The sequence below is a fragment of the Pseudoalteromonas sp. Angola-7 genome (genome assembly GCF_028599255.1).
GTDB lineage: Bacteria > Pseudomonadota > Gammaproteobacteria > Enterobacterales > Alteromonadaceae > Pseudoalteromonas > Pseudoalteromonas atlantica.
Genome location: NZ_JAQREL010000003.1, coordinates 292,210 through 318,238, shown reverse-complemented (window position 1 = coordinate 318,238; position 26,029 = coordinate 292,210). Strand labels below are relative to the sequence as shown.

The 26,029-nt window shown below is 39.4% G+C and carries 25 protein-coding genes; 15 read left to right on the top strand and 10 right to left on the bottom strand.

The window, feature by feature from the left end; all coding sequences use genetic code 11:
• Positions 1–123: 123 nt before the first annotated feature.
• Positions 124–2,037 (top strand): NACHT domain-containing NTPase, encoded by a 1,914-nt coding sequence (locus PSH50_RS06295; RefSeq protein ID WP_273587181.1) that lies wholly within the window; start codon positions 124–126, stop codon positions 2,035–2,037.
• 190 nt (positions 2,038–2,227) lie between these two features.
• Here PSH50_RS06295 and PSH50_RS06290 read toward each other — a convergent pair whose 3' ends face one another.
• Entirely contained in the window at positions 2,228–2,536 is a 309-nt protein-coding gene (locus tag PSH50_RS06290) for a hypothetical protein (protein ID WP_004587588.1), read from the bottom strand.
• A gap of 468 nt (positions 2,537–3,004) precedes the next feature.
• Between PSH50_RS06290 and PSH50_RS06285 the strand changes: the two genes are divergently transcribed.
• Positions 3,005–4,237 (top strand): cytochrome C, encoded by a 1,233-nt coding sequence (locus PSH50_RS06285; RefSeq protein ID WP_273587182.1) that lies wholly within the window; start codon positions 3,005–3,007, stop codon positions 4,235–4,237.
• A 212-nt stretch (positions 4,238–4,449) separates the two neighbouring features.
• The gene (locus PSH50_RS06280; RefSeq protein ID WP_273587183.1) at positions 4,450–4,944 is read left to right on the top strand and encodes a hypothetical protein; all 495 of its coding nucleotides are present in this window, start codon (positions 4,450–4,452) and stop codon (positions 4,942–4,944) included.
• Positions 4,945–5,032: 88 nt separating this feature from the next.
• On the opposite strand, the gene PSH50_RS06275 is transcribed toward PSH50_RS06280, so the two are convergent.
• Positions 5,033–5,278 (bottom strand): DUF4235 domain-containing protein, encoded by a 246-nt coding sequence (locus tag PSH50_RS06275; protein ID WP_004587585.1) that lies wholly within the window; start codon positions 5,276–5,278, stop codon positions 5,033–5,035.
• Positions 5,279–5,785: 507 nt separating this feature from the next.
• Between PSH50_RS06275 and sodC the strand changes: the two genes are divergently transcribed.
• Both sodC and PSH50_RS06265 read left to right on the top strand, forming a co-directional pair.
• Entirely contained in the window at positions 5,786–6,355 is a 570-nt protein-coding gene (sodC, locus tag PSH50_RS06270) for a superoxide dismutase family protein (RefSeq protein WP_096740151.1), read from the top strand.
• A 14-nt stretch (positions 6,356–6,369) separates the two neighbouring features.
• Positions 6,370–6,603 (top strand): ChaB family protein, encoded by a 234-nt coding sequence (locus PSH50_RS06265; RefSeq protein WP_121637933.1) that lies wholly within the window; start codon positions 6,370–6,372, stop codon positions 6,601–6,603.
• A gap of 78 nt (positions 6,604–6,681) precedes the next feature.
• Here the strand turns inward: PSH50_RS06265 and PSH50_RS06260 are convergent, their stop codons facing one another.
• Positions 6,682–8,010, bottom strand: a complete 1,329-nt coding sequence (locus PSH50_RS06260; RefSeq protein ID WP_273609400.1) for a sodium/glutamate symporter — start codon at positions 8,008–8,010, stop codon at positions 6,682–6,684.
• 311 nt (positions 8,011–8,321) lie between these two features.
• Here PSH50_RS06260 and PSH50_RS06255 point away from each other — a divergent pair, with 311 nt between their 5' ends.
• The 4 genes from PSH50_RS06255 (at position 8,322) to PSH50_RS06240 (ending at position 11,239) form a co-directional block, all read left to right on the top strand.
• Complete coding sequence (locus tag PSH50_RS06255; protein ID WP_273587185.1) at positions 8,322–8,912, top strand: ACP phosphodiesterase; 591 nt, start codon at positions 8,322–8,324, stop codon at positions 8,910–8,912.
• A gap of 119 nt (positions 8,913–9,031) precedes the next feature.
• Complete coding sequence (locus PSH50_RS06250) at positions 9,032–9,841, top strand: NERD domain-containing protein (RefSeq protein WP_273587186.1); 810 nt, start codon at positions 9,032–9,034, stop codon at positions 9,839–9,841.
• Positions 9,842–9,856: 15 nt separating this feature from the next.
• A complete protein-coding gene (locus PSH50_RS06245; protein WP_244151714.1) occupies positions 9,857–10,498 on the top strand; it encodes a hypothetical protein in 642 nt (213 codons plus the stop codon).
• Between the two features lie 63 nt (positions 10,499–10,561).
• The gene (locus PSH50_RS06240) at positions 10,562–11,239 is read left to right on the top strand and encodes a glutathione S-transferase family protein (protein WP_096042278.1); all 678 of its coding nucleotides are present in this window, start codon (positions 10,562–10,564) and stop codon (positions 11,237–11,239) included.
• Between the two features lie 67 nt (positions 11,240–11,306).
• On the opposite strand, the gene PSH50_RS06235 is transcribed toward PSH50_RS06240, so the two are convergent.
• Positions 11,307–12,455, bottom strand: coding sequence for a hypothetical protein (locus PSH50_RS06235; protein WP_273587187.1), 1,149 nt, complete (start codon positions 12,453–12,455; stop codon positions 11,307–11,309).
• A 206-nt stretch (positions 12,456–12,661) separates the two neighbouring features.
• On the opposite strand from PSH50_RS06235, the gene PSH50_RS06230 reads away from it, so the two are divergent.
• Positions 12,662–14,029, top strand: a complete 1,368-nt coding sequence (locus tag PSH50_RS06230) for an alkaline phosphatase PhoX (RefSeq protein WP_273587188.1) — start codon at positions 12,662–12,664, stop codon at positions 14,027–14,029.
• Positions 14,030–14,278: 249 nt separating this feature from the next.
• Here PSH50_RS06230 and dps read toward each other — a convergent pair whose 3' ends face one another.
• Positions 14,279–14,794: a DNA starvation/stationary phase protection protein Dps gene (gene dps / locus PSH50_RS06225; RefSeq protein ID WP_121637928.1), complete on the bottom strand. Its 516-nt coding sequence runs from the start codon at positions 14,792–14,794 to the stop codon at positions 14,279–14,281.
• A 611-nt stretch (positions 14,795–15,405) separates the two neighbouring features.
• Here dps and PSH50_RS06220 point away from each other — a divergent pair.
• The gene (locus tag PSH50_RS06220) at positions 15,406–16,185 is read left to right on the top strand and encodes a nucleoside-binding protein (protein WP_055252763.1); all 780 of its coding nucleotides are present in this window, start codon (positions 15,406–15,408) and stop codon (positions 16,183–16,185) included.
• 89 nt (positions 16,186–16,274) lie between these two features.
• Here the strand turns inward: PSH50_RS06220 and PSH50_RS06215 are convergent, their stop codons facing one another.
• Positions 16,275–17,054 carry a DUF2189 domain-containing protein gene (locus PSH50_RS06215; protein WP_273587189.1) on the bottom strand — a complete coding sequence of 260 codons (780 nt, stop codon included), beginning with the start codon at positions 17,052–17,054 and terminating at the stop codon, positions 16,275–16,277.
• Positions 17,055–17,326: 272 nt separating this feature from the next.
• Positions 17,327–17,713 carry a hypothetical protein gene (locus tag PSH50_RS06210; protein ID WP_064386431.1) on the bottom strand — a complete coding sequence of 129 codons (387 nt, stop codon included), beginning with the start codon at positions 17,711–17,713 and terminating at the stop codon, positions 17,327–17,329.
• A gap of 248 nt (positions 17,714–17,961) precedes the next feature.
• Between PSH50_RS06210 and PSH50_RS06205 the strand changes: the two genes are divergently transcribed.
• The 3 genes from PSH50_RS06205 (at position 17,962) to PSH50_RS06195 (ending at position 21,676) form a co-directional block, all read left to right on the top strand.
• Positions 17,962–18,795: a mechanosensitive ion channel family protein gene (locus tag PSH50_RS06205; RefSeq protein WP_004589490.1), complete on the top strand. Its 834-nt coding sequence runs from the start codon at positions 17,962–17,964 to the stop codon at positions 18,793–18,795.
• Between the two features lie 231 nt (positions 18,796–19,026).
• Complete coding sequence (locus PSH50_RS06200) at positions 19,027–21,099, top strand: catalase (RefSeq protein WP_273587190.1); 2,073 nt, start codon at positions 19,027–19,029, stop codon at positions 21,097–21,099.
• Positions 21,100–21,205: 106 nt separating this feature from the next.
• Positions 21,206–21,676 carry a GFA family protein gene (locus PSH50_RS06195; protein ID WP_024033251.1) on the top strand — a complete coding sequence of 157 codons (471 nt, stop codon included), beginning with the start codon at positions 21,206–21,208 and terminating at the stop codon, positions 21,674–21,676.
• Positions 21,677–21,741: 65 nt separating this feature from the next.
• Here PSH50_RS06195 and PSH50_RS06190 read toward each other — a convergent pair whose 3' ends face one another.
• Positions 21,742–22,758: a substrate-binding domain-containing protein gene (locus PSH50_RS06190; protein WP_273587191.1), complete on the bottom strand. Its 1,017-nt coding sequence runs from the start codon at positions 22,756–22,758 to the stop codon at positions 21,742–21,744.
• A gap of 170 nt (positions 22,759–22,928) precedes the next feature.
• Here PSH50_RS06190 and PSH50_RS06185 point away from each other — a divergent pair, with 170 nt between their 5' ends.
• Positions 22,929–23,402, top strand: coding sequence for a VOC family protein (locus PSH50_RS06185; RefSeq protein ID WP_004588872.1), 474 nt, complete (start codon positions 22,929–22,931; stop codon positions 23,400–23,402).
• A 37-nt stretch (positions 23,403–23,439) separates the two neighbouring features.
• On the opposite strand, the gene PSH50_RS06180 is transcribed toward PSH50_RS06185, so the two are convergent.
• Together PSH50_RS06180 and prs are read right to left on the bottom strand one after the other, a co-directional pair.
• The gene (locus PSH50_RS06180; protein WP_273587192.1) at positions 23,440–25,035 is read right to left on the bottom strand and encodes a nicotinate phosphoribosyltransferase; all 1,596 of its coding nucleotides are present in this window, start codon (positions 25,033–25,035) and stop codon (positions 23,440–23,442) included.
• A 10-nt stretch (positions 25,036–25,045) separates the two neighbouring features.
• A complete protein-coding gene (gene prs / locus PSH50_RS06175) occupies positions 25,046–25,900 on the bottom strand; it encodes a ribose-phosphate diphosphokinase (protein ID WP_273587193.1) in 855 nt (284 codons plus the stop codon).
• Positions 25,901–26,029 lie beyond the last annotated feature (129 nt).

Genomic DNA, 26,029 nt, shown 5'->3' with positions numbered 1-26,029 from the left:
ATTGATTAAGTTCTTTTGTAGGTAAGACTTTGGTAAGATTGTTTGATTATAAATGTGTTTAGGGGGCGTGCTCGAAGCAAGCCCTTTTTTAGCTGTTTTCTTTTCTTATGGATTTACCTGTTTATGGAACCTACCACTATTATTGCAAAATCTGTTGCTCCAGCTATTTTAAAACCTTTAACTACTAATGTCCTAACACAACTTAAGGGGTGGCGAGAGAAAATAGAAAAAAGTAAGGAGCTCCAGGATATAAGGGATACAATTCACGCTCCTGGTGATGGAACGGAGCAAGCTCTACAGGTAATTGAGAATATAAAGAAGCGGTATCTAAAATTTAGGACCCTCATCGCTCAAGAGAAACAAGTGTATCTTGATGAAATTTATCACCCTCTTTCAATCCATTACCATGAAAGAGGGCTTAATCATAAGGTTGATGATAATCAGTTACTCTTTAATGAGAATATAACTATTTTAGTTGGAATTGCTGGGCAGGGTAAAACTACTACTTTAAGAAAAATTGTCCAAAGAGAGCTAAGCGATGAAAATAGTAAAATTATTCCGTTAATTATTACCTTGAGAGATGTAGATTGGAATAGTAATTCTTTGTCTGTAGAGGGTATTATCAGTGAAGAGTTCAGTAACTTGGGTGTATTAGTTAAGCCTGAAGCCGTTCCTTATTTATTAGACAAAAAGGCTTTATTGATTTGTTTTGACGGCTTCGATGAAGTCCCATATAAGTTTAGGCAAAAGGCGATAAGTTGTATATCTAAGGCTTTTAACTCAAGTAGATGCCAGACTTTTGTTACAACAAGACCACACACGGAGATTACCTACCTATCTGGAAATTTTGAATTAGCTTCCATAAATGATTTAGAAGAAGAATCAATTACAGCAATAATATCAGCACATCCGTTAATTGATAAGGAATATAAGGAGCTTCTTCTAAGGGCTATTTTGAATAATAAAAATTTAAGCGAGATTTTAATAACCCCTATCCTCGTTGATATTTTTATAAGTGTTTATGGTGATTTAGATATTGAACCAAAATCACCAGTGGACTTTTATAGCAATTTATTTTTTAGCTTAGCAAGCAGGCACGATAGGTTTAAATCTTTCTCTGAAGATAGCGGCTTCGAGAGACCCTCTAAAGTCGAACTAACAATTAAAGAACTATATAAAGTATTCTTAAGAAGTTCTTTTAATATACTGAAAAAATTTGAAAACGTTAGTGTCAGTGAACAAGATATTTTAGATGTTTTTTCAAATTCAGCGGCTAAAGTTTCTTCATCCAAACACAATGACAAAGCTCATGAAGAGATATCAGATAGAACTTCTTTAATATTGAAAGAAGGGAATATTTATAGTTATATTCATAAGTCTGTATTAGAGTTTCACGCAGCAGTTTTTATTCAAAAAAATAAAAACATAGATAACAAAAAAAAGATATATCAGTACTTGGCTGATAATTACGACACTAAATATGAAGGTATGCTTAGGTATTTATATGAAATAGATACGCCGTACTTTAATGAGCACTTTTCATTATATCAATTAAATAAAAGCGGAATTCTCAGTGAGTTGAAAAATGTTAGCTTTTCAGGAGTTTTCCTTGAAGCTAATGATATACCAGAATTTTATCAATTTACTATAGCGGACGACACTAACGAGGCAAGCTCAGTCAAGGCTATTAGTTATAATGATGACTCAAATAAAATGGAACAAGCTAAAAGGGTTAAATCCCTTATGTCTATCTTGAATATTGACTTTTACTCAAAAGGAGTTATACCTCAAGAAGTTATTAATTTGAATGAACTATACTTAACACGAGATGTTCATGAATTTCTACGTTCTGATTTTGAGAGGGAAAGGCATAAAGCTCCTCAGAAAGTTATCCGTTTTTCTACTAGACCTTATTTGAGAGAGTCATGTGAAATATGGGGTGAAGCTCAAACTGTATTTGAAAATATCCTTAAAGTTTGCGCAGTAACAATAGCGCAAGAAAAAAAAGAAAATGAATTAGATGATATATTAGATTAATGACAATAACACTCGGAAGGGTCAGGTCTTTCTTTTTGTCTTTTGTGATTAAGAAAAAATGCAAAACCTGCCCCAGTAACCCCATTTAAAAAAAAGGGCATTGTTATTGCCCTTTTTTACGCGCTTAAACTTATTTTATAAACTATAGCGCTGTAAAGCTTTGCTCTAATCTTTCTTTAAAAGCCCTTCTTTAATCATCAGGGCCTTTTAAAGTAAACACTAAATGTTTACGCATATCTTTTAAAATCACGCCTTTTTTAAGCATTGCGGCGCTTAAGCGTTTTTGCCATTTTAATAAATCAGGCTCTGCGGCTGCTAAAGCTTGTTCGTTTTCAAACTGAAAACAAAGCAGTAGTGAACTTGGAAATAAGTGATATTCCACATCAAACCAGCACTGCAACATACCAGGGATTTCTTCGCGCCCTTGTGCTTCTAGTTTATCGGCAACGTTAAGCACAAGTGCTTGTTGTTTTACTTGCACTGCAGAGAGTTTTTTCATTATTCAAATCCAAATTAGCGGCTAATACATACAGCCAGAATGCGGGCATTATACGCAAGCTTGTAGCTATGCAACAACCGTAGGTTGGTTTGTGCGCAGCGAAACCCAATACCCAGCCAATGTAACAATCACAATAAATAAAATGCTATTACTTGTAGGCACTTAGCTTGCTAGCGCGTTGGGCGCAAGCGCGAACTATTTGGTTTTACATGTAGAGGGAGTTTGTTTTAGTTTTTAAGCAGGAAAACGTATTTAAACTACTATTACGCCTCCAACAATAATGATTTTTACACCGAAAATAAAAACAATACCATTTTGCTAAAAGCTAAAAGCTAAAAGCTAAAAGCTAAAAGCTAAAAGCTAAAAGCTAAAAGCTAAAAGCTAAAAGCTAAAAGCTAAAAGCTAAAAGTGCTCATATAGTAAACACTTTCGCCCTATGCTTTAATATTAAAAACAAGGGAGGGCGTTATGCGTAAAAATCGATTTTTATTTAATAAACACTTTGCTGCAATGGCTGCGCTAGGGGCTTTAGCTGCGCCGTTACCTGTATTGAGTAACGAGCCTGGGGTATTAGTTGAGCAGCTTTGTGCTAGTTGCCATAGTTTAAACAACCTTGAGCGCAGTGCGGGTTATAGCCAAGCGGATTGGCAAACACTCATAAGTTATATGGTAGATACAGGCGAGGGTACTGCGCTTAGTAAAGATATTAGCGCGTATTTGGCCAAGCATTACCCTGTTAATAATAAGCGCGAGTCAACGGTGGTTAAAGGCGATTTAAAACTAAGCTTTAAATACTGGCAAGTGCCTACGCTTGGGCAACGCGCTCGCGACCCTGTGCAAGGTGAAAACGGGCTTATTTGGTGGGTTGGCCAGTGGGGCAATATTTTAGGTAGGTTAAACCCTAAAACCGGTGAAATGAAAGAGTACACTTTGCCAAGTGGTACGTATGCGCACAGTGTATCGCTTGATAAAAACCAAACCCCTTGGTTTTTAGGCAATAAAAATGGCACGGTTGGGTATTTAGATTTAAAAACCGAAAAATTTAAAGTGTATAAAATGCCTGATAAAAACGCCCGTGACCCACATACTGGCGTATTTGATGATGCGGGTATATTTTGGTTTACCCTACAGCACAGCAACATGATTGGCAGGCTAAACCCTAAAAGCGGCGATATTAAGCTGGCTACTTTACCCACTAAAGGCTCGCGGCCTTATGGTATAAAGCTTGATTCTAGCGGGACGCCGTGGGTGTCGTGTAATGGCAGTAACTGTTTGGTTAAAGTTGATAAAAACACCATGGAGCTTAGCGAAATAAAACTCCCAGGTGCTAAAACACATACTAGGCGCCTTGCCATTACGCCTGATGATATGGTGTTTTATGTAAACTCTGGCATGGGTAAACTTGGCCGCTATAACCCTAAAAGCGGCAATATCACCGAGTGGGATAACCCCAGCGGCGAACACAGCCACCCGTATGCCATTGAATATGCCGATAATGCTATTTGGTTTAATGAGTCGGCTAAGCGCCCCGAAACGCTGGTTAGGTTTGATTTAAAAACTCAAACCATGCAAAGCTGGCAAATTCCGAGTAAAGAAGGGGTTTACTCTGGCTTAATTAGGCACATGCGTATGGGCAATAACGGCTTAATTATTCATCAAACGGCTACTAATCAATTAGCCGAAATTACGTGGTCTAAGTAATTGAGTTTATTAACGCGTTATATAAAAGCGCTTAGCGTTAGTGCATTTATTTATGTGGTAGGAGTTTTTTACAATGGTTAGCAATATTTACTGTGTAAATGAAAGCAGTAGTTTAGGTTTGTTATTTAACTCATTGATTAATAGTAATAATTTAAGTGGTTTAGGTTTTGCTTAGTAATAGCTGTATTTTTTAAATAAATAAAGGAGTTATTATGAGCACGGTTATTACTGGGTTATTTGAAAGCGCATCACAAGCAACACTGGCTATTTATAGATTAGAAGCATTAGGTATTAATGAAGCTGATATAAGCATTGTAGCCAATGACTCATACGCAAAGGAAGACTTTGCCTTAGACGAGGGAACCAAAGCGGCTGAAGGCGGCATTGTTGGTGCAGTGTCTGGTGGTATTATAGCTGCAATTGTTGGCGGTTTTACTGCCGTAGGTACCGTGGCAACCGGTGGTACAGGTTTATTAGTAGCAGGCCCATTAGTGGCTGCATTTGCAGCGGGCGGCGCTGGTGCTGCCGTTGGCGGAAGTTTAGGCGCTGCTATTGGGGCGTTTATTCCTGAGCACGAAGTTAAATTTTACGAAGACGCCATTGAAAAAGGCTCTATATTAATTGGTGTTAAGTACGACAGCGATAACAAAAGCGCGATTGAAGAAATACTTAAAAATGCAGGCGCGAGTAGTGTGTCTACCGCGTAAAGCTAATTAGTTTAAAGTAATAAAAAAGGTGAAACTTAGTTTCACCTTTTTTTATGCTTTTTTACGTTGCACTTGAGTAGCTATTGGCTTACTTAGATTTACGTTTGTCGAGCACATAATGTACGGCCATTCTTGCCACGCCTGCACCAATGCCAGATACCACCGCCCATGTAACGGCTTCTTTAAGATCTGTATGCTCGCTCGGCTTGTCTTTTGGGGCAGGCTCGTTGGTTACCTTTTCCCACGATTTTTGTAAACTTTTTCTGGTTAGCATGCCAGCTGACGCGGCGGCTAGGCCTATACCTAGTGTTTTAATTAGTTGCTTGTTACTCATAATTCCCTCGATTGTTTAATAGCGATAGGGTCATCTATAACCCGTTTAATAACACTAGTATGTTCAGCAATTAGTATACCGATAGCGCAGCAGGCGTGGTGAGCATGGTTTATTTTAGCGTGTGCATAGGCGCGTATTTTGATTAAACGCGCTGTGCTATTGGCTTAGCGCGGTATTAGTTAATGCACTATTAAGTGTTTAAGCTGCTTTTTTACCCGTTTTGAGCGGTACTTAGTATTAGGCGGGTGGGCGTGTTAAGCCTGTAAAGTTGTCATTTCTTTTGTAAATTTGCACTAGTTTTTGTACAGCGTTTAAACAAAAACACGCAGTAAATTTTAAGTATGTGTAGTGGTTAATTATCTAGCCTTGTTTATTTTATTTTTAATCAATGCGTTACGTTTAGTGGAGGTGAAATTTTTTGCCTACAGTGAGCTTGGTATAGAGATTGTACCTAATAGCTGAGCAGTCGCGTTATTTACAAAACAGATACTACATAAGGAGAGCACGATGAATTGTTTACACTTTGATTCAACCGCTAAAAAAAGCGTAACACGTATTTTTAAACCAGCTTGCGCCATATTATTTACCGCTGCAATGCTACAAAATAGCGCATTGGCGAATGTAGATGTTGATATGCATGCTGTAAGTAAGTCGGGGCAAGGTGAGCTACTTGGCACCGTTACACTGACAGAAAATGAGCACGGGGTGGTATTTACCCCTGCGCTTAAAGGCTTAACGCCTGGGCAGCATGGCTTTCATGTTCATCAATATGCTAGCTGCGAGCCAAAGCAAAAAAACGGTAAAGTTGTACCGGCCGGAGCTGCTGGTGGGCACTTTGACCCTAACAGCGCTAAACACCATGATGAACCGTGGAGTAATGGCCACCTAGGGGATTTACCTGCGTTATTTGTAAATGAGCGCGGCGAAGCTAAATCGCCTGTTTTAGCGCCAAGGCTCAAGCTTGAGCAGCTTAAACAACACGCAGTGATGATCCACAAAGGGGGCGACAATTATGCCGACGAACCCAAGAAATTAGGCGGTGGCGGTAAACGTGTTGCGTGCGGCGTAATTAAGTAATACGGAGATTATTTATGCCTTATCAAAACACAAACGAGTTACCGGATTCGGTAAAAAGTAACTTACCTAAACATGCCCAAGAGATATATCAAGAGGCGTTTAATAGCGCGTGGGATACCTACGAGGACCCAAGCGATAGAAAAAACGACGACGACCGCGAAACCACAGCGCATAAAGTGGCTTGGTCTGCGGTTAAAAATAGCTACAGTAAAAATGATAATGGAAATTGGGTTAAGTCGAATAATTAGTTACTGGTACAAGTAAAAAACCAATGCATAAAAAAGCCGCTACAAAAGTTGTAGCGGCTTTTTTATAGCGCAATTAGGCTACTCGCTTTTGTGTTTGCGGCGTTTATAAAAGGCAAAACCACCCACTACACAGGCTAATATAACCGCCATAATAATAGTAAATGCCCACGGCCCAAAATTAGCAATGGCAGGAAGTGCAAGGGCAGTAACAATACCGCCGCCAACCACAGGCTCATAAAGTGGTTGTTTGTAACTAAAGGGGCGAATATGCTCGCTTGGGTTTGAGGTAGCCTGTTTTAGCATTAACAGCCCAACTGCCGTAGTGCCCATAGATTGCCCAAGCTCGCCAATTCCTCTCACTTTCCAATCTTTTGGGAAAAACCACCCACCAAAGAAAAAGTAAATAGCTGCGCTATAGGCAACCCCCACTGCGCCTAAAATTAAAATACTTTGCCAATATTTAGCAAGTACCGATAAGTTAAGCGCACCCAGCGCGGCAATTATTAGTAAATCGAGGGAGAGGTTAGAAAGCAGGTTTATTTGATAGTGACTAATTAAGTTACCCATGCCTGATTTATTAAGCACTATTTGCACCACTAAACCCACCATCATCGCAATGGGGAATAAAGGCATGTACTCAAGTATTTTTACCGATGAATCGGCAAAAAGGCTTTTTTCGGCTACTTGTAAGCCACTAAGAATAAGCCAAGCAACAATAACAACCGTGCCTAAAATAGCAAAGTGCAGGCCAAACGGGCGGTCTTTTACCTCTACTTTTTCGTCGTGGCTAATTTCAAGTTCTTGGTCGCCCCCATCGGTGCGATTAGACATAATAGTCCCTAACACGATGGCGCTTATAAGGCCTATTGTTGCTATACCTAATCCCAAGTCCATACCTTTTGCAAAATCGATACTTTCAAAAGTGGATTGCAAGCCAGCTACGGTGCCATGCCCGCCCTGAAATCCCACCGCAATGAGTGCGCCGGCAACTTCGTTGGTATCAAATAAAGGGGCAAGTACTAATAATGCCGTGATCATACCCACCACATATTGGCCTATGGCAATGCTGTAGCCAAAGCTTAAATTGGGTAGGCTTTGGTTTAGCGATTGTTTAATTGTAGGTATTTTTTTACCTAAAAATAAACCTGCAAACACCACTACAATTAAATACCCAGGTAACTCCTTCCATATGCTTGTGACCTTTTCATCTATCCATAAATTAGTGCCTTGGAGCGAAAAATTAATATGCTCACCGAGTAATTGTGGCCCTAATAAAAGAGCTAATACGCCAGCAATTAACGATGAGGGCACAATTAAGCCCCTTAAAAATGTGTACTTAATTAAATTACCTAGCGTTAAAAAAAAGGCCAGTAATAGTAACGACTTAAAAAATATAGCTATATCCATAACTGATTTAACCTATCTTTTATGCTCCTTTAAACTACTCACTAATAAAAAGAGCTATACATGTTTGAGTGCTAAATACGCTAAGTAGCAATATATATTCCAGCGATTTTTAAATTTTAAGTTATTGATAATTCTATTTTAAATATTTAATGCTGAATTGAGTGCAACGGCTTTACAGAGTGTTTGTATAATTTTCAAACTAAAGTGTTAGGTAATTACACAGGGAGCGCGCTAAACACTCGTGTGAGTTTCGCTTAAATGTGCGTTACTATTTGGCAAAATTAAGTTTGTTTAAACCCATTGGGATTACGTTGAATTATTTAGCTCACCTTTACTTTGCACAACCAACTGCCGATTCACACTTTGGCAATTTATTAGGTGATTTTGGTGGACGCAGGCACGCAGAATACCTGCCCAATAGCGTTAAAAGTGCACTAGAAAACCATTACTTAGTCGATAAATTTACCGACTCTCACCCGTTAGTAAAAACCACTAAGCAGTACTTTTCACCCGAGCGTAAGCGCTTTGCAGGCGTAGCGATTGACGTGCTGTTTGATCACTTTTTAATTAGGCATTGGCAGCAATTTAACAAACACCCTTTAAATGATTTTAAACGCAGCAGCTACGCACTTTTAAATGAGCGCATAGCGGTTATGCCAGCGCGCATGCAGCATGTTGTAACCAGCATGACTACAAACGATTGGTTTAAAGAATACGAAACTATAGAAGGGGTAGGGCTTGCGCTTGATAACATAGCCAAACGCATTCGTTTTACTAATAACTTTGCAGGTTCCGCTGAGGATATAGCGCAAAACTACCATGAGTTAGAATCGGTATTTTTAGCATTTTTCCCTGAGTTAATTGAACATGTTAATGAACATGCCTTAGAAAGGGCGTATTAAAAACAATGCTTAAATGTGTTTAATATTGAACGTGCATTATTAAGTGTACTGCTAGTTTATTTTTGTTAAATTTCGCGGCTCTATTATGCCATTTGTATAGCTTAAAGGATTAACTAAATATGGATTTTTCTACGATTTTGGCCACGTTATTAGGCCAGCTTTGGTATTTTATACCGCTGTTTATTTGTATTGGGGTTTTTAAAACACCTTGGTTTAAAGGAGCGATAGGAGAGTGGCAAGTTAATGTGCTAATTAAACTGTTTTTAAATAAGGCAGATTACACGTTAATTAAAAATGTGACGCTGCCTACTTTTGAAAACGGCATCGAAAATGGTACTACGCAAATTGATCATATTATTGTGTCTGAGTTTGGTGTGTTTGTGGTGGAAACTAAAAACATGAAAGGTTGGATTTTTGGTTCAGCGAATCAAAAAATGTGGACACAAAAAATTTTTAAACACTCATCAAAATTTCAAAACCCCCTGCATCAAAACTACAAGCATTTAAAAACACTTGAGTCGTGTTTAGGTATAAACAGTAACGCATTATTTTCGGTTATTATTTTTATTGGCGACAGCACATTTAAAACTAAACTACCTGAAAATATTAGGTTTGCACGCGGCGGTATTGAGTACATTAAAAGTAAAACCGAGCGAGTACTTAGTGCTAATACTAAAAACGATATAGTAAATACAATTGAAAGCGGAAAATTAAAGCCAAGTTTTAAAACAAATCGCCAACATGTAAGCCATGTAAAAACAATTATTGAACATAAGCAGGCGCCAAAAAAAGAACGCTCAGAAACTCAGATATGCTCACGTTGCGGTGAGAAAATGGTACTACGTAAAGCAAAGAAAGGTACTAATATAGGAAATACGTTCTTTGGCTGTAGTGCATTTCCTAAATGTAGAAATAGTGTTGAGATTTAAAAGGAAGTAGATTTTATGCCTGATGTAACGGCATTGTTTTATATAGCTATTATGGCTTTTTATTTATTACACAAAAACAAAGAAGCCAAAATATTAGTACCCGTTATTGGATTTGCTGCAATCCCCCTTTTTAGCAACGATTACTGGCAATGGTTTCAGCTTAGTGCGGCACTGAGTGTTGTGGTTATAGTGATAGAAAAAGAGAAAGCAGGGTATACAGGCGGTGGTGCAGTCTCGGCATTTGCTGCATTTTTTATTGGTGCTTTATTAGTTAGTATTTTTATACACGCGTCTTCATCCGCTGTTAATAGTGTTAGCACTGCCAATTTTAGTTTTGAAACCCCACTCAATTATGAATGGCCTAGGGAAGTTGTAATTTTATATGCGTCTGCGTTTATAACTGCATTGCTTGGGATATTGTTTAACGTTCGTATGCTTGTAGCTTTTTATGGCGCAGTAATTATTGCGGGATTGCTTGCAGTTTTACCTCATTTTTGTGGCTCTTTTTTATATGGCTTAGCATTAAGTGTAATTATTATTGTAGTCACTTTTTTGGTAGCGCTTATTAAAAAGGCACAAGAAGAAGCGCGCGTTACATTTATTTATATTGGGGCAGGGTTAATGCAGGTGAGCTGTTTGGTTAAGTATTTTAGCTAACTATTTTTTGAACGACTGCTCAAGTTGTGGTTTAATTGTAGCTACTACTTTTAGGAGCGTTTTATGATCAAATTTTATTTTCACCATACACCTAACCCAATGAAGGTTGCTTTGTTTTTAGAAGAAACAGGCCTACCGTTTGAACTTGTGCCACTTGATACCTTAAAAGGTGAGCAACACACACCTGAGTTTAAAGCCATCAATCCTAATGCAAAAGCACCAGCCATTGTTGATGGTGAAACTCGTGTGTTTGATTCGAACGCTATATTAATGTACCTAAGTGAAAAACACGGTAAGTTAGCAGGTAAGCCAGAGAATCGCGCCGAAATGCTTTCATGGTTAATGTTTATAGCATCTGGCCTTGGGCCGTATTCGGGGCAAAGTGTACACTTTAGACACATGGCGCCTGAAGGGCTTGATTACGCCGTTAACCGCTACTTGCGTGAGGCGCAGCGCCATTACGAAGTGCTTGATGCACACCTTGAAGGTCGCGACTTTATAGTGGGTGATGAATACACCATTGCTGATGTATCTGCTTGGGGTTGGATTGATAAAGCGCCAGTAGTACTTGGTGAAGAAGGCCTAACGCCATACCCTAATTTAAAGCGTTGGTTTGAAAGCATTGATAGCCGCCCAGCGGTTGCGCGTGCACGCAAAATTGGCACCGATGTCGCCTTTAAAAAAGAGTTCGATGAAGAAGCCAAACGTGCGTTTTTCCCATCTAACTACCCGAAGAGCTAACACGCAAAAGTAAAAAAGGGCAATTAATATTGCCCTTTTTTTTATGTATATTAATTGCTTAGCTTTATTATAATGCCACTAAGCTTTGCGTGAGCATTGCTTTAATTTGTTTAACTATGTTGGCTTCTGTTTCTGGTTCAAATTGTTGAATACGCGGGGTATGGATATGCCCAGTAGGAATGCTCGAATTTAGCGCGTCACGCAGTCGAATACTACGATACGATATTTCGTTAGACAAATAACCACCCCCGCCGCCATTTACTGCAACACTGTTTTTAAGCGCGCCGTACGAGCCCGCTTTAAAGGTTTTAGCAAGTGTAGTTACTTCGCGGTTGTCGATTACTTTATATGGGCCTTTGGCGTTTTGCATGGCGCTTACTGGTAGGCTAAATTTTACAAATTCATTACCAGGTAATGGGCGGCCATTTAACTTGGGTATAACAGGGCTTGTTTGCGTACCGCCGTAGACAATATTGGCGTTATCTGGCGCGGTTACGCTGCGGCGTTTACCTGGGAAGTGCTCTAAATCAAACTCGGTTCTGCCCATGCTAACCGTTACAACCATGTCGACGTTATTAAGTGCATAGTAGGGGGCAAGGAGTGATTCTATTATACCTTGGTCAAAGTCTTCGTAGCGTACTGGTACCATAACCGTGTTAATTTCGGCGCTAACGCCATTGTAATTAATAACTTGGCCGTCGAGTAACAATGCGGCGACCCCAGATGGGTTACTTTGGTTGATATTTTTGTCGAGTAAAAAAGGGTCAAATCCGGTAAGTATAATTTTTTTATCACTGCCTGATGAAAAAGCTAAATCGGTGCGGCCTCGGCTGCCCTCTTCAAGCATGCTTAGCAGCGTATTTATTTGCGCGTCAGATAGCTCAACGTTAGCTTCGGTTGTACGTATTACTTTGCTTGAAAGCAAGCGCGCCCAGTAAAGTGCTCGGTCGTCATAATTGTTAGTTTTAATAATGCGTTGCTTAGCGCTTTCCCACAGCTCAAAACTATAGGTTTGAATGAGCTGCTTTGCCTCTTTAAAGTTATTGAGCGCTTTAAACTGTTGCTCAAAGGTGGTTACTTCTTTATTAAAGGCGTTTAACACAGTGGGCATTGCTGTTTGTGCTTTGCTGATGCGCTGTTCTTCAACGGTGAGTGGATTACTTAAAGCTGCGAATGAAGAGGCCATTAAGCTGGTTGCTAGTAATACTTTGATCATGATACTCCTAATTAAGCCGTTGTTATTTGAGTAACTTACTATCCTACTATTAAACAGTGAGGGCAATTATTTAAAGTTGAATTAACTGTTATCTGGTACGGATGGAATGTTACATTATTACATTTTGATGAATTTAGCAAAGCGCCGCACTTCTAGCGGGTTATTTCCTTTACTATAGATTTAATAAAAAACACGGGAATAAAATAATGGTTTCTAGAAGAGAGTTTTTATTTAGTGCAGGCTCGCTTGCGTTTATTGGCTTATCGCGCAGCGCAATGGGTAACGTTGCTTTACCTGAAGTAACAACAAAGTTACCTGCTTATGGCCCATTAATAGCCGACCCTCAGGCCTTATTAGATTTACCTAAAGGCTTTAGTTATCGGGTTATATCGGCACTTGGCGATAAAATGGATGATGGTTTAGACGTACCCGACCGTGCTGATGGTATGGGTTGTATTGCATTAGATAACGAACGCGTAGCCCTTATACGTAACCATGAGTTACAACCTAAACACATTAATAAAGCGTCTGATTTAATTAGTAATCACAAAACCCCCTTAGCCTATGATTCATTTAAAAATGGTGTAGCTTTGCCTGGGGGCACTAGCCATATAATTTATAACTTAAAAGAGCAAAAGCGCGAGCAAGAGTATTTATCGCTGTGTGGCACAATAAGAAACTGCTCAGGCGGTGTAACGCCGTGGGGGAGTTGGCTAACCTGCGAAGAAACCGTTATGGATAAAAGCGATGGCTTGTCTCAATCTCACGGTTACATTTTTGAGGTACCAGCCAGCACCAAAGGCCTAATTAAGCCAGAGCCATTATATGATATGGGCCGCTTTAATCATGAAGCCGCCGCAATAGACCCACAAACCGGTATTGTTTATTTAACTGAAGATAGAGGCGATAGTTTGTTTTATCGGTTTATTCCTCATCATCGCGATAAGTTAAATAAAGGCGGCACATTGCAAGCGATGGTAATTAAAAACCAGCCTCAGTTTGATAGCCGAAATTGGGATTCACCGGCCATGCCATTACACAGCGACCTTTTAGTTGAATGGATAACGCTCACAGACCCTAAAAGCCCAAATGATGACCTACGTAAGCAAGGTTATAAAAACGGTGCAGCCTTATTTGCAAGAGGAGAGGGAATACATTGGGGTAAAAATGAGCTTTATTTTTGCTGTACTAATGGGGGCAAAAAGCAGTTAGGTCAGGTAATGAAGTACACACCTTCAAAAAACGAAGGCACTGAGTTAGAGCAAAATGAGCCTGGTAAAATACAACTATTTGTAGAAAGTACAAACGAGTCGTTATACAACTTTGGTGATAATTTAACGGTAGCGCCTAACGGGCATTTAATTGTATGTGAGGATCAATACACTGACACGGTGAATAACCATTTACGCGGGGTAACACCTAAAGGAGAGGTGTATAATTTTGCTAAATTGAATGCGCAAACAGAGCTTGCTGGGGCGTGTTTTTCACCTGACGGGCAAACCTTGTTTGTAAACGTATACATGCCAACTAAAACGTTGGCTATTACTGGTCCTTGGGATAGTTTTAAGCTTTAAAGTGGTAAAAATACAAACGCTTAGTATAGGTATGCTAAGCGTTTGCATTTTAACAATCCTTGTAGGTTTACCAAATCCGTTAGCAAGCTTTAATCATCCTTGGTGCATTTACTACATCCTTTATGTAATAAGCAACGGGTCCTTGTAGTTTGCACTTCATCCTGTACCTACTTATGTAACGTATCCTTGTATCTTTATTAGTCCTTTAGCTCTTATTAACATTCCTTGAATGGCAAAGTGGGTAATAGATTAATGATTTAGTTTACCTGCAGACGATTCAATGTGTGCACGTACAAACCATTGAAACTGTTCTAAGTCACCTAGCTGGCTAGTGATCATATCTTCTGATACTGGGTCTAATTCAGACAGCGTGCCAATAGCTTTGCGGTGGTCGGCGTTTACGCCACTGTATACTTTGTCTAATGCACCTAAATGCTCTACTACAAAGGCTTTACCTAATGAGTATTCTTCCCATGTGCGGCGCTCTACAATTGACTTAGGTGTACCTTGTGGCGTACCGCCTAATGTAGCAATACGCTCTGCGATGGTGTCGGTCATTTCGCGAATAGCATCGACTTGTGGGTCTAACATTTCATGCACACCAATAAAGCTTGGGCCTACTACATTCCAGTGAATATGCTTTAAAGTAAGTTGTAAGTCTAAAAGCGCTACGAGTCGGTTATCGAGTGTTTCAATTGTTTTTTTTGCTGATTCGTTATCCATACCTGGGGCTGTAAATTCAATTGGGTGTTGTGAGTTACTCATAATGTCTCCCGTTGTGTAATTTGTTGTATGTAGCCATTGCTACCATTTAACTTGCAATACATGAAGCAAAGCCTATGCCTACCAAGTTTATTTGTTTAAGTTGTTGATATTTAGTATTTTATTTTTACTTGGGTACGTAGAGTTAAAAAGGGAGAGGCGTAGAATATGAATTTTATGCACTTATTTTTGTAAATTGTGCACAGTAGTAAAAAAGCTGTGGCTGTTTATCGAAAGAGTTGAAATTTGTTTATGCTCAATAAGGCGTAGTCTGTGTAATACATCTACCTAAAGTACCTAGCCTTACAATTCACGCCGTTATTAAATTGCCTTTAAAGCTCACCTTAATATTACACGTGCTACAACCTCTAAATAAAACCCAGTAAATAAGCTAAGCAAGGGTATACAAAATATAAAGGCGCTTATTTATTACCTGCGTAATGATTAATTCAGGTGTTTTATACAGGGCTAACGCTGCTCTTTTAAAGCCGCGTTACTGGGCTTTACTGCTTAGATTTTAAAAATCAGCCTTTGTACTTATTTAATCTCTTTAGTTGGTGAATGCTCACTGATATACTCCCGCCGCATTTTAATTGGGGTTATGTAAATAAATCATGAATTTTTTAAAAACACTGTTTACAACATCTATACTGCTTTTGTCTCACTCAGCACTAGCAGAAAATTGGAGCGTCACACAGCTTCACACAAATTTTGGCGATGCCTTAAATCCCTTTACCGGGGAGTCGTCATTTACACGCACCTACACCATAGAGCATGCCTCAGAGCATGACTTAGGTGATAACTACTTTTTTATCGACTTTTTAAACGACAGCCTTAGTGATGGTTTTCAAGATACGGGTATATATGGCGAGTGGTACACAACACTTAGCTTATCAAAAGCCTTTGATACCTCTGTGCGTTATGGTGCAATAAAAGACACAGGTTTAGTGTTTGGTATAAACGCCGGTGAAGAGGGGTTAATGAAATACACCCCAGGCATCAAGCTCAGCTGGGATGCCCCAGGCTTTGATTTTTTAACAACCACTTTTGCAGGTTACATTGATGCCAACGGCGGTGTGCAAAAAGATCAGCTAGCCAAGCAAGACAACAGCATTTTTATAGACCTTGCATGGGGTGCACCTTTTACACTAGCTAGCCAAGCATTTTATTTTACCGGCCACGTAGAATATATTTCTGGGCGTGATGACGAACTAGGCAATAAAGTTAATGAGTGGTTGCTTGCTCAACCCGCTGTGCATTGGGATGTAGGGCAAAACTTTAATTTAAACCCGCAACAGTTAATGGTAGGGGTAGAGTGGCGCTATTGGTACAACAAGTTAGGGACTAATAAAATAGAAAACCAGCCCTTTTTACATGCTATTTGGGTATTTTAAGCAAAGCTTGCTTTGCTAGGCTGATAAAAAAATAGCGCCTTTTGGCGCTATTTTTAGTCAGTGTGGTTGGAATTTTAAGTGCTTGGTTGTTACTCATAACCACGAGGTTTTTTGGTTTTAATAACTGCAATATAAGCATGCCAACTGGCGTAACTAAGCAAAGGCATAATTACAATAAAGCCCGTGGCGCCGGTAACAAAACCAACAGCTACCAATACAAATATACAAATTGACCATACCACCATAGCGGCAAAGTTAGTTTTTACAGCGTTCATAGAGCTGATTACAGCGGTCATAATATCTACTCGTCGCTCCATCATTATTTGTGGAGCAAAAGCAGAAAGCGAAAATACAGTCACCAGTAATACCCCTCCTATTATGCTGCCTAACGTTAAAAACGCCGATAACTCTTCAAAGGTGGGATTGGCGTGGCTAGGATATAAAGCATGCACAAGCGCGGCTAAACGCATCCAAGCAATCATGATAACCATTAGCATTATTGCAAAGCCCCATTCGCCTACTGGGTTTCTAAACATCGACTTTATAGAGTGGCTAAGTGTGGGTTTATGGCCTTTTTCAAGCTCCCATGCTACATCGTAAAGGCCTGCCGCAAAGGCTGGGCCTATTAATGCAAACGCCACGGTTGCAGGCAGTATTACTAAATATGTACCTGTAAACATTGCCCAGTAAACAATAGCAACAGGAATAAGGGTAAATATTACCCCGTAAATAAGGCTCAATATGGGCGCACGGGTCATGTCTTTAAATGCCAGTGCTAGCCAGTGAAAAGCCGCAAATGTGTTTACCTTATTGCATTCAATGCAGCGGGCAAATTCAGAGTGTTTATTAATCGTATTTGTTGTTGGCATAACAACGCTCCTTAACAAGGTGTCTCTTAAAGGTTTAGAACACATTGGCTTTATTTACAAATGTAAGGACTGAGTAAAATTAGAGATTGAATAATTAAAGAGAAATTTTTAATTATTGGGTATCAATAACTTAATTTTTTTGTTTATAGGTAAAACTATACGAATGAAAATCTTGAATTGTTCACTAAGTAGTCGGTTTATTTTGTGTCATGCCTAAATTAAAGAATTATTGTAGCCCAAGTAGGTAGGCTACAACCGTAAACAATAATAAGTTAGATCATTTCAGCGTCGATGTGACGTATTAAGTTTGTGACCCAATTTACGTACTGACGGTGAATTTTTTTGCCATTGTAATTAAGGTTTTTAGAGCTAACGTAGCTAACACTATAAGCAGTTTCATCGAAGTTAATTGCAACTGTTAGTTGGTGGGTTCTAATGTTCAAAACACCATTAATTACTCCTGCAGATTCAGGTGTACACTCCCACCCTAGTTTTATACAGGCTTTAACTATCCCTTTTTCGATCTGTTGAAGATCGCTATTCGTTGAAGAAATTTTTGGAATTGGATGGTCCTCAAAATTTTTAACTGGGACAGTTGTTGTGCAGCCTACAAAGAAGGTAAGTGCGGAGGCCATAAGTAGAAGGGAATGTTTTTTCATAATAGTCCTTTTTAATATTTAGCGAGCAGTAACCTAACTGCTACACGAGATTTACAGGTGCAATTATCGGTAAATTTACTTTTTAAAACCAGAGGTAATTTGTATTAAAGGATTATTTAAATTTAAAACGTAATAGAGCTGCTTTATATAAAAATACGATATAAAACTCGTAGGTAGGTTAATAAAAAGTTAACATGGAGTGTTTAATGTGCTTTTATATTTACAACCAGCCTAACAGGAACAATAAAATGGACGAGATAATAAATAATATTGATGTAAATCAGTATTTGCCGGCAGCAGTAATGTGGGCAACAAATATTCTAATGGCAATTGTTATATTACTAATAGGCTTATGGCTTGCGGGTAAAGTACGTAATATGATTATTAGTTTATGCCATAAATACACTCACTTTGATGACACGCTGTTTCGCTTTTTAGGAAGTATGGCGCGCTATGTTATTTTAGCGTTTGTATTTATTGCCGTGTTAAACCGCTTTGGTGTGCAAACAGCTTCAATAATTGCGCTATTAGGTGCGGCAGGTTTAGCTATTGGGTTAGCGCTGCAAGGTGCTATGTCTAACTTAGCTGCAGGTGTAATGTTACTTATATTTAGACCTTACAAAGTAAACGACTTTATTGAAGCCGCAGGGCGCTTTGGTAAAGTTACCGAGGTTGATATGTTTACAACTATTTTGCAAACGTTCGATAATCAGCAAGTTATTATCCCAAATAGCCAAATTTGGGGAGCGCAAATTATTAATCACTCGCATCATCCTATTCGCGGCGTAGATATGCACTTTGGTGTGGCATACGATGAAAACACCGACGCTGTTCGCAAAGTTATTGATAGCGTGCTTGAGGCTCACCCACACATACTAAAAGACCCAGCTCCTTTTGTTGAAGTAGAAACACTAAACAACAGCTCGGTAGACTTTTTAGTAAGACCTTTTTGTAAAGGCGAGCACTACTTCGAAATTTTATACACGGTGCCAGAGCTGATTAAAAAAGCCCTTGATGAAAACAATATCGAAATTCCATTCCCACATCGAAAAGTTATTTTAGTTAACGAGAATAAAGATTAAGGCTTAAGCCTAAGAGCACTTTATAAGTGCTCTTTTTTTTGCCTGAAAAAGTTACACACCTGTGTAATTTTTTCTTTTATAAATTACCTCAAATACTACTTTTTTGTCTGTACAGCCCTTTTTTACTAGGTTGGATGGCTGGTCTTTATTTTGCATTTGCATAGTCGCTTTTAGTTTTAAAGCTCATAAAAACTATCGACCCATTAAATCAAATTGTATGAAGGACTAAACATGGCTGAATCATTTAAATACTCAGGCAATAAAGGGCATGGTGGCGAATTACATCAAAAGGCTTCTGATGAATACCCAACGATGACCACCGCGCAAGGGTGCCCTGTTAGCGACGATCAAAACTCATTACGTGCAGGCAAGCGCGGCCCAGGTTTATTAGAAGATCATATAATGCGCGAAAAGCTGTTTCACTTTGATCACGAACGCATTCCAGAGCGTGTGGTACATGCCAGAGGCTACGGTGCTCATGGTTATTTTGAAACCTACGATACGCTTGAAGATTTAACCTGTGCTGATATTTTTCAGCGCAAAGGTGAAAAAACACCGGTATTTGCACGGTTCTCAACTGTGGCAGGGAATAAAGGGTCTCCCGATTTAGCACGTGATGTTCGCGGGTTTGCTGTTAAATTTTACACCCAAGAAGGAAACTGGGATTTAGTGGGTAACAACATACCTGTATTTTTTATTCAGGATGCGATGAAGTTTCCTGATTTAATTCACTCAGCTAAGGCTGAACCAGACCGAGGTTTTCCACAAGCGCAAACCGCGCACGATAACTTTTGGGACTTTGTAAGTTTATCACCTGAGTCAATTCATATGATTATGTGGGCCATGTCAGATAGAGCCATACCGCGCTCTTTACGCTTTATGGAAGGCTTTGGTGTTCATACCTTTAAATTTATTAATGCAAATGGCGATGAAAAATTTGTTAAGTTTCATTGGAAACCAAAAGCCGGAATGCAGTCAGTAGTGTGGAACGAAGCGCTTAAACTCAATGGTGCTGACCCTGATTTTCATCGCAGAGACATGTGGGAATCTATTGGTAAAGGCGACTTCCCAGAGTGGGAGCTGGGTGTACAAGTGTTTGATCAGCAATTTGCTGATGAATTTGAATTTGATGTTTTTGATGCCACCAAGCTTATACCTGAAGAGCAAGTACCCGTAAAAATTGTGGGCCGCATGGTGCTTGACCGTGTAGTTGATAACTTTTTTGCCGAAACAGAGCAAGTTGCTTTTTGTACTCAAAACATTGTACCTGGGCTTGATTTTACACCCGACCCATTACTGCAAGGGCGTAACTTTTCGTATTTAGATACTCAAACCAAACGCTTAGGCGGTCCTAACTTTACGCATATTCCGGTTAATGCGCCTAAATGCCCAATGCGTCATTTTCAACAAGATGGCCACATGGCAATGCATAACCCTAAAGGGCGTGCTAACTACGAGCCAAACTCGTGGAGCGGCGATGAGCATAACCCCCGCGAATGCCCAGTGCATGGCTTTAAAAGCTCAAGCGAGCCAGAAGTAAGCGGTGGAGATAAGCTGCGTTATCGCTCAGAAACATTTAGCGATCACTACAGCCAAGCGCGCCAATTTTACTTAAGCCAAACAGAAGTAGAGCAAGCGCACATTCAATATGCATTTGTATTTGAGCTTTCAAAAGTAGAGCATGTGCCGATTCGTGAGCGTGTGGTTTCGCACTTATTAAATGTAGATAACACATTAGCGCAAGAAGTTGCAAAAGGCCTGCGCCTGCAAGATATGCCAGAGCCGGCTGAAGCTGCTATGCCAACGCGTAACGATTTACCTGTATCAGATGCGCTAAGTATTTTAAAAAATGCGCCAGATACCTTTAAAGGTCGTAAGTTAGGTATTTTAGTGAGCGATGGCTTTGATGCTGATATTTTTAATTCGGTTACAAATGCCTTAGACGCTGAAGGTGCTAACTACGAAATTGTGGCCGCACAAGTAGGGGGTGCATGTTGTAGTAAAGGTAAGCATGTAGCAGCGGATCAAGTAATCAATGGCGGCCCTTCGGTGCTTTACGATGCGGTGATGGTACTTGCAACGCAAGAGGGCGCTAAGAAGCTTTCTGGTATTCCTGAGGCAAAAGACTTTGTGAGCGATGCGTTCGCGCACATGAAATACATAGGCTACACAAAAGATGCCATGGCATTATTTGAAGCCGCAGGGCTTGATGGTAAAGCCGACGATGGGTGGATAGATTTAAACATGCACTCTGCAGATAAATTTATTGAAACATTGCGCAATTTAAGATTTTGGCAGCGTTAGAACAAAACGCTTTAGAAAATAAAAACCACACCCAGTAAAGGGTGTGGTTTTTTTATGGCTAACTGGTTATGGTATTAACTCTAAACAGTAACTAATTGGATTTATTATGAAGCTTAAAGGCGCTTGCCACTGTGGCAAAGTAACGTTTAGTGTGAGCTCTAAACACCCTTATCCTTATAACTTATGTTACTGCTCTATTTGTCGTAAAACGGCCGGCAGTGGCGGGTTTGTTATAAACTTGAACGCACAATACAGCACGCTTGAGGTTACAGGGCGTGAACATATTACTGTTTATCATGCCAAAGTGGGTGATAAAACCAGCCCCGCTGAGCGCCATTTTTGTAAGCACTGTAGCAGTAACTTGTGGTTATATGATTCGCGATGGCCTGAGCAAGTTCACCCCTTTGCTGGCGCAATAGACAGCGAATTACCCGTACCGCCAGAGCACACCCATTTAATGCTTGCCAGTAAGGCCAATTGGGTTACCCCGCATATTCAAAAGAATGATAAACAGTTTGATGAATACCCCGATGAAAGCATTGCAGCGTGGCACCAACGTTTAAACTTAGAGCAATAATACGCTGGCTAAAGTGCGCTGCATCGTACTTAAAAGGGCATACCCCCAGTTAACAGGGTAAAGTATTAATGATTAACAGTGCACTGTGAGGCGTTACTTTGGGTACAGTAATGAAAGTCGGTGTAGTAGTGAGATTGCGCAGGCTTTTTATTATATAAAATATAGTCGTGCATTAGCTTGGTGCTCAAGCGGCCCATTTCAAAAGGGTTTTGCCCTATGTTAGCCGAAGATAGACCCCTGCTTAACACATTGAGCTGTATTTCTTCTGTATCGGCAGAAACAATAATAATGTCTTTATCGGCAATACGTTGCTTAAAAGGCGCTAAGGCATTTACGTAATGAGGGTTAAACTGTGCAAACCCCGCCACAGCTAAAAAAATGGGTGGGTTCTCCATTTTTAATAAATGCATTAACTGCTTTAGTGACTCTTCGCGCTTACCTAAACTAAATAAGGGGCAGCGACTATGTTCGCGCCAGCCGTTTTTACCTGATAGGTGCGCTGTCGCTTGATCAGACAGCGCGTACCTAACCCCAGCAATACGCTTGTTTAAATTAGGGGTTGTATGGTGCCCCGACTGCATGCAAAGCGTATTGTTTGCTTTGCTGGTCAGTTTTTTTACTTGCTCGCCTAAGGCAACGCCAAAGTCGAAGTTGTTACTGCCAACGTAGGCTAGGCGGTACTGTTGGTGTTTTTCAAGCAGATCAGAATCAAACGTTATAACAGGAATGTTTTTACTTTTAAGCGCCATTAATGAACGAGTGACCAAATGCTGAGAGTCGGTTGTTGCTACAATTAACCCATCTATTTTTTGATCAACTAACCTATTAATGACCATAGATTGGCTACGAATATCTTGAAAGTCTTTTGGTCCATCGTACTTGCATTCTATTTCAGGGTGCTCACTACTAAAGTGCAAACAGCCTTTGAAGGCTTGCTGATAAAAAGAGTCGTTTTTTGTTTTACCTACAATGGCAATCACAACTTTAGCCACGCTTTGGTGGGCAAATAAAGCACACCAGCTTAAAACTAAATACTTCAGAGCTTTATACTTTCTAGCGGCTAGGCTAATTTTAGCTAACATTATAAAAGTCCTAAGCAAATAAAAGTAAGATATATATTACAGCTAGTATAGTTATTGACCACAAATTGGCTAATTTAATTATAGTGACTTAAATGAGTTAACACGTTGAAAGAAGTGTTTTTAACCTATAGGCTAAATACATACACCCATAAAAAATAATGGAGAGCGTTATGACTGTTTCAGCAATTCCCAAAGGGTTTAGTTCGGTAACACCGTACTTAATTATAGAAGGTGCTCAGCAAGCTATTTGTTTTTATCGTGATGCATTTAATGCGCAGTTAGTAATGCAAATGCCGCTGCCAGAGGGCGGTATAGCCCATGCTGAAATTATAATTGGCGACTCCCATATTATGATTTCGGACTCATGCCCGGACGAGTCATTTAAAAGCCCCAATGCACTTGGTGGCACACCGGTAAGTTTAATGCTTTACGTAGAAGATGTAGACAGCGTATTTAAAAAGGCAATTGAACTTGGCGCTACAGAAGTACGCCCAGTGCACGACCAGTTTTACGGTGATAGAGCCGGCACCCTACAAGACCCATTCGGGCATATTTGGACCATAGGCACCCATAAAGAAGATTTAAGTGAGCAAGAAATTAACCAACGAATGGCCGACTTAATGTCAAAAGAGCAAGATGCTTAGCGCAACTTGCTCTTTTGAGATTAGATTATCTTAACAATTAAATTTGTGTATCTATTAAAGTTCTAATTTCACTTAGTGTTGTTTCTTTCACTATTTTACCGTTTTCAAAAACAACTTCTAATAGGCCTTTAGCTTCTTCTTGCTCGGTTACGTCATCAAATAAGGTTAGTTCGCCATTTACTCTGTCTATTTTTAAGAGCCCTTTAGCCGATTTTTTCTTTGAGTCAGTTTTTGGGTCTTTAAAAATAGCTAAACGTTCACCTGCTTTAACTACACTCGTTGCTTTTACAGCCGAGCCATGTGTGTCACGTGTTACGTATTGGTAGCTGTATGAGCCAATACCAAGTACGACTTTTGAAGCAAAGCCTTTATCCATTAAGCGCTGTAAAATTTGGCGTTGGCGAGTTAGTGTTATTGCGTCACCATATATAGCACCAATATGATCATCAAGCAGTTTATAGCCTTTAGCTGTTATTGTGCCGCCAAATGTATCCCATAGGCACTCTATAAGCCCTTTAACTTCACATTCCATCAGCTCAATAGTGTTGCTATCTTCAAATCCATAATATTGACCATTAAAGCGATACGCTTCATACCCTTTATTAATAACGTCAGCTTCAGCTTCTTTTTGTGTTTCAAATAAATCCTTGTAATCAGATACTGGTGAAACTTTGTAACCTGTTAATACTTTGACAGGGTCGCCAGAATCGGGGCGTATAACTAAGGTGCCATCGCGCGCCATTATTTCGCTTTTTAACTGAGGCAAGTAGTCAGTAACAAGTGTCCAAAAGTCCCATGTGTCAGACACAACACTTAAAATCCCTTTTGGTGATTGCTCTTTCATTAAGTACTTAAAAAACTCTATTTCACCTTCCATAATCCATGAACAGGTAACCGAATGTTCAGTTGCATCTACAGAGCAGCCAACTAGCTCGTTATCTACATTTGCTCCGTAATATTTTTCTGCAAATAAAACAGCGGGTATGGTATCTGTACCTACCAGTCCTGATGCTAAATGGCCAAAGCCACTCATTGCCGCAGCGTGTTTGCCAAACATACCTCTAAAGCTAAAGTCATGGCCTTGAAAGGGAACAAACTCCATCGGCGTCCCTGTTTTTTTTGCAAACTCTTTGAATACTTTTAAATATGCAACAGAGGTTGTAGTGCTGGTTTGTATTGGCCAGTTTTCGCAGCTCAATACAGTTTCAATCATATTTGTTAGCCATTGAAAGCCAGCTTTAGTGTTTACTATCGTCATAGGTGGAACTAAATAAGGGACTAATGTTCCCTCTGGTAACGCTTTAATTTTTAATGGTAAGTAACCTAAATCATGTAAATCTTCTAAATACTTTACATCAACTGTATAGCCAAGCATTGAGCTCATTATACGTTTATGGTTAGCAACGGCAGTTGCTTTATCTAGTTTAAAAAACTCATTCCATTCTTCTAAAAGATAACTTTTAATAAAGTATTGAAGACCAACAAACGCAACTCTATCGTTATTTTCTATGTTGCTAAGTTTTCCGCTTCTTGATGTAAAGTTTGCATATACTTCACTTACATCAGGGTGATAAGCACGGCTATGAAATTCTTTATAAACATCTTTTTGCATACTTGCAGCTGTAATAGTCATGGTGTTTTCCTTACATCTCAATTATTTGTAAACTAATGGTGTTACTATTTTTAAACTCATTAGCCGGTTTAAACGAATCAGTTGTATAAATGCGCTCTATTAGGCCTTCAAAAACATCAAGTCCCTTTGAAAAAATACCGTGAGTTATAAAAAGAGAAACTTCAGCAGCACCATTGCTTTTTAGTACCTTCGCAAGTTCAATAAACGTTCTGCCGCCATCACAAATGTCATCAGCAATAAGTACGTTTTTACCTTTAACATTACCAATAATTTCTGTTTTTATTATTTCGCCTGTTTTTAAGTTTCTTACTTTTTGAGCTTGAATAACCTCGGGTACGCCATCGAATTTTTCTGAAATTTTAATCGTTTTTTTACTTGCTCCCGCATCTGGAGAAATAAGCGTTAGTTCGCCTTTTGCTAAACGTTGGCTAAGTTCTTCACAGCGTCCAAGTAACGAAATTTGCTCAACATTAGTTACTCTATTAATTAAAGCTGGGGATACATCGCTATGCGCATCCCAAATAGTTACTTTTGAAAATTGTAAGCTATTAATAAAATTTGCCATAACTGCAGCGCCTAGCGCTTCCCCTTCAACGCACACTCGGTCTTGGCGTGCATAGGGAAAATAAGGAATAACGAGTTCGATAGGTGTGCTTTCATTTGTTAATCTTTTTAACGCATCAACAGCAATCATTAATCTAACCATTTTTGAAGAATTGGTTAATCGTTCAAAAATCTCTATTTTGATAGAGTCTGAAAAATTAGCAGTGTTGAATCTGACATGCTCTTCACCACCTGAAAAAGTAAAGTGATCATAATCAACTAACGATTTGCTTCCTGTTGAGTTATAGCTAAATATTTTCATTTTTTGTCCTTTTAATGTTTGTGTCCTAGCGACACAATTAAATTATCAAATGTACCTATAGTAATCAAGCTGTTTTTTAAACTAAATCACTGAACTAATAATATGTCTGTAATTTTTAAGGTAGGTTGA